Here is a 4,726-nt window from a genome sequence, read left to right as displayed (position 1 = left end):
CCGCACATCTGATGACAGAGGGCGACCTCTCTCCTGCAGTGCAAACCGCACTCTTTGGAGGGGCAGCCTTGGTGATTTTCACCGTGATTAGGTGTGCAATGATTTTCCCCTCAAAGGCGGATGATCGCATGCGGTTCGCGGCAGCCATCGTTGACAACATGCCGGCCATGGGGTGGTCTCTGAACGGCAAGGGCGAATACACGTACACAAATAAGGCGGTACAGAACTATGTCACCGGCAACGAACGCCAGGCAGACTTGGACGACTGGAAAAATGCCATTCCGCTTGTGCACCCTGCCGACGTGGAGCAGACGTTTGGCCGGCTGGTGGAATGCCTCGCCAGCGGCGAGGATTTTGTAACCGATTGCCGCATCCAAGGACATGACGGCAGCTATCGTTGGTTTCGTGCAGTTGCTCGCGCTGCCCGGGGTGCCAAAGGAGACATTACCGGCTGGTACGGTACGTCCGTGGATATACACGAGCAGAAGCTCGTCGAGGAGGCCCTCAGAGAGAGTGAGCGAGAGCTTAGACAACTCGTTGACGCCATTCCTGCCCTGATCTGGTGCGCGACGCCCGAAGGTGAGCCGTTCTACGCAAATAAGCAGGTCAAAGCGTTTGCCGGCATCGCGATTGGCGACTTGGAGGTTCCAAACAAGACCCGCCTGCGTGAGGCCCTCGACGTGACCGTGCACCCCGACGATCGAATTCGGGTCGGTGACGCAATGATGCGGTCATTCTCGACGGGCACCTCCTTCGCGGAGATATACCGGTTGCGCCGTCATGACGGCATGTTCCGCTGGGTCGACAGTCGTCTTGCACCTCAATGCGACGACACGGGAAAGATCATACGCTGGTACGGCGTCCTCATCGATATTGACGAGAGCAAGCAGGCCGAGGAAGCCCTGCGCGCGAGTGAGAGGCAACTGCAGCTTCTGGTCGACACGGTGCCTGTCATGGTTTGGTGCGCTTCTGCTTCGGGCGAACCAACTTACATCAACAGACGGCTCAACGACTACGCCGGTATCCGCGCTGAGAAGGTCGACCAAGCGCGGTTCGATCGCAACCAGCAGATAGACCGGTTGATCCATCCAGACGACAGGGAACGATTCCGCCGCGCCCTGGTCGAGTCATTTGCTTTAGGCAGGCCGTTTACGCTGCGCTATCGTCACATGCGACACGATGGGCACTACCGCTGGGCCGACAGCCGGTCGGAGCCGCTTCGCGACGGGGATGGCCGACTGCTACAGTGGTATACGGTCATCACCGATATCGACGATGAAACGAGGATGCAGGAGGAACTGAGGTCGGCACATGAGAGACTTGCGAGCGCCTCGAAGGCTGCCAGCCTTTCCGAGCTGACCGCATCCATCGCGCATGAAGTCAATCAGCCACTGGCCAGCATCGTGGCAAGCTCACAGGCCTGCGAACACTGGCTGAAAGCTGATCCGCCTAACATAACACGCGCGATCGCCAACGTGGGCAGGATCACGAGGGATGCAAATCTGGCCGCAGACATCATTCGCCGAATCCGTGTCCTGTTCTTTAGAACCTCTGAAACTAGGACGCCGGTTAGCATCAACGAACTCGTCTTGGACGTCTGCCGGCTCATGGAGAACGAGCTTGCGGTGAACGCAATTCAGATAAGAACCGGCCCGGATGACGGCTTGCCATCGGTAATAGGGGACCGTATCCAGCTTCAGCAGGTTCTCGTCAACCTGATCCGGAACGGCATCGATGCCATGGAACGCATGCCTCCGGAGGAACGAGTCCTTGAAATCGGCTCGCGACTTATCGCCGGAAACCGGATCTCGGTGGAGGTTCGCGACCAAGGATCCGGAATGGAAGACCCGCACATGATCTTCGAGGCGTTCTACTCGACCAAGGCGAACGGCAAGGGCATTGGACTGGCGATCTGCCGTTCCATCATCGAGGCGCATGACGGGGAGATACGGGCTGAGAATGGCGAAAACGGAGGCGCCGTATTCACCTTTACGTTGCCTATTTCCAACCCGGGGCAAGATAGAAGAGACGTCGCGTGACGCGATCACAGTAAGTACTACAACAGCACGGTGAACCGCGTAAGAAGAAATAGACTAAACTAACTAGAGCTGCTGCGATTGCCGAGGTTCGATGCTCTGAGCCATGATGTCGGCCATGCGTACTAGGTCGGGAACGGTCCGCACATTCAGTTTGCGCATGACGCTGCCTCGATGCAACTTCACAGTAGACTCGCTTATACCGAGCTCGGCGGCAATCTGCTTATTCATCCGTCCCGCAGCGACCAGCCAGGTCACATCCAATTCGCGTTCGGTCAGACACGAGAAACGCCGTCGCAAGTCATTAATGGCTTGCTGCTGGCGTCGCCTCGCGCGATCCCGTTCGAGAGCTGCGGAAACGGCGTCTAGCAGATCCTGATCCCGGAATGGTTTGGTGAGAAAGTCGACCGCTCCTGATTTCATAGCGCGGACGGTCATCTGTATATCCGCATGGGCGGTAAGGAAGACGATCGGAGTCTTAACTCCCGACCGGGCGAGATGCTCTTGGAACTCAAGTCCGCTGAGCCCCGGAAGCCGGACGTCCAGGACGATGCAACTTGGGTTGTCAGGCGACCTGTTCCGCTGAAGAAAATCACTGACCGAACCGAATGCTTGTGAGGAGAGATCGATGGATTTCAGAAGATCTTGAAGAGCTTGGCGAACCATAATGTCGGCATCAATTATAGATACGCTGGAGTCCCTACCGGCAAACTCGCTTCGGGACGTTTGACGACGAGAGGTGCCGTCGCCCGATAAAGCTAGGAATGCACCCGACGTCACGGTGTCAAGAAGCTCTTTTGCCGTATTTTCCATTGGTTCGACCTTAATCTTTAATTTCTCTTCGAGTTCTACTCAGAAAACGCGTGAAAGAGGTGGCACAATGATCAAAGATTGGCAGCATTGCGTTGGGAAACGGTGCGCCTGTCTGGTTTCTGGTCATAAACCTGTGTGTAATGAAGACCGTGATTCAGCACCATTAAACATTTCCATTAGACCTACGTTGACCGATCAGACGTCCGCATCCAGTTCGCCGCACTTCCCATGCGATTGTGCAGTGCCCCTCTCCACCCAAGGGAAGTTCACACTCAGAGCCGAGAACAGTTTGCTGATCAAGTGATCAAGGCGAGAGCAAGGGGAGCGTTGTTCACTCCGAATTTTAACTCTCGCTCCGGTGCAGTGCCGGAGCGAGATTATCTCGATCTGCGCGAAGCACGGAAGTTGCGGCGCAGGGTCATTCTTTCCGTGCCGCTGGGACTTGGTCGGACTCTCCACATGCGTTCGACACTATTTGCAAGAGGCAGTTCGATGGAGAACGTCGATCCGACATTTTGGATTGATCTCACCGCGACTTGATGGCGAAGCAGATCCGCAGTCTGGCGGACGATCATAAGGCCAAGACCCATTCCGTCCCACTCAGCGGAATCACCGCGCTCGAATGCGTCGAAGATGCGTTCGAGGCGTGCTGCGGGGATGCCGGCGCCGTCGTCCTGCACGTCGATGCACGCTCTGTGGCGCCTGGTCCGACACACCAGTCGGACATGGCCACGCGGACCGCTATACTTAATCGCATTGCCGACCAAATTGCGCAGGATCGTGTGGAGCATTTCAGGATCCGTTTCGACGATGCTGTCGGATGAGATTATCCGAAGCTCGACGCCGCAAGCCTCTGCATAGAAGCGCCAGTCGCTTTCGACCCGCTCCAGTACTTGAGCAAGGAGGACATTCTGGCGGCGCGGTTGCAACGTCTCGTCCTTCTGCGACAAGCGAGCGATGTCATCGAGTTCGCTACCGAGGCGCTTCATGGCATCAAGTGCGATGCGGAGACGATCTGCAATAAGGGCCGGCATACCAGCTTCTGCCGCGTAGGCGAGCGACATCATCGCGACATGCAGCGGTTGCTTCAAATCGTGGCCCGCTACCGCCATCATCCTCGCCATTGCGGCACGCGATGCTAATGCGCGCTCCACTGCTTCTGCACTCGCTTGCTCTGTCGTCATCTTCATTCCCGATCTTCGCCGTTATGCTCGACGCCACGCTACGGCGAAGGTCGATCGTGAATAATCCCACGTAGCGGCAGTCGCGGTCGCCTACACGGGCGAGCGACCGTACTTATGTACGGAAGAACGATCCCTTGCGCCGATATCTGAAGTGCCAACCGCCGCTTAGCTTCACACAATCTGGGGGACCCAGTACGGCAAGCCTACCGTTTTGTTGAAGCAAAGGAATCAAATATGACCATGCCTTCGTTCCGATACCAACTCGAAAAGTCCATCCCACGTGTCGGCAACGGCGGCATCACGCGGGGCGCGTCGATACACCAGTTTCCCGCCAGCATCGGTATCGCCGGCGTGTCGATGCGTCTCGATCCTGGCGCCATGCGCGAACTGCATTGGCATGCCAACGCCGCGGAATGGGCGTATGTGATTTCTGGCAACTGCCGCACAACGGTTCTTAATCCAAACGGGGGAGCGGCGACCGATACGTTCGGCCCGGGTGATGTTTGGTATTTCCCGCGCGGATGGGGTCATTCTATCCAGGGCCTCGGACCCGGCGAATGCCATTTCATTCTCATCTTCGACAATGGCGATTTCTCAGAGGATCATACCTTCAGCATCACCGACTGGCTGTCTTGTACGCCAGCGGAGGTCGTACGACAAAATCTGGGCCTTTCCGCTGAGTGCCTGTCAATG

Annotated in this window: 4 protein-coding genes; 2 read left to right on the top strand and 2 right to left on the bottom strand. The window is 57.0% G+C overall.

Annotated features, from left to right (window positions below):
• The coding region (locus tag EN964_RS25115; protein ID WP_206528757.1) for a PAS domain-containing protein at positions 1 to 2,039 on the top strand (2,039 nt) is incomplete at its 5' end.
• Positions 2,040 to 2,102: 63 nt separating this feature from the next.
• On the opposite strand, the gene EN964_RS25110 is transcribed toward EN964_RS25115, so the two are convergent.
• Positions 2,103 to 2,849: a response regulator transcription factor gene (locus EN964_RS25110; protein WP_127266653.1), complete on the bottom strand. Its 747-nt coding sequence runs from the start codon at positions 2,847 to 2,849 to the stop codon at positions 2,103 to 2,105.
• A gap of 377 nt (positions 2,850 to 3,226) precedes the next feature.
• A complete protein-coding gene (locus EN964_RS25105; RefSeq protein ID WP_127266654.1) occupies positions 3,227 to 4,039 on the bottom strand; it encodes a HAMP domain-containing sensor histidine kinase in 813 nt (270 codons plus the stop codon).
• 228 nt (positions 4,040 to 4,267) lie between these two features.
• Here EN964_RS25105 and EN964_RS25100 point away from each other — a divergent pair.
• A partial coding sequence (locus EN964_RS25100; RefSeq protein ID WP_206528756.1) for a cupin domain-containing protein occupies positions 4,268 to 4,726 on the top strand: 459 nt, incomplete at its 3' end.

Source organism: Mesorhizobium sp. M7A.F.Ca.CA.001.10.2.1 (assembly GCF_003998575.1).
GTDB lineage: Bacteria > Pseudomonadota > Alphaproteobacteria > Rhizobiales > Rhizobiaceae > Mesorhizobium.
This window is presented reverse-complemented; position numbering and strand designations above follow the sequence as displayed.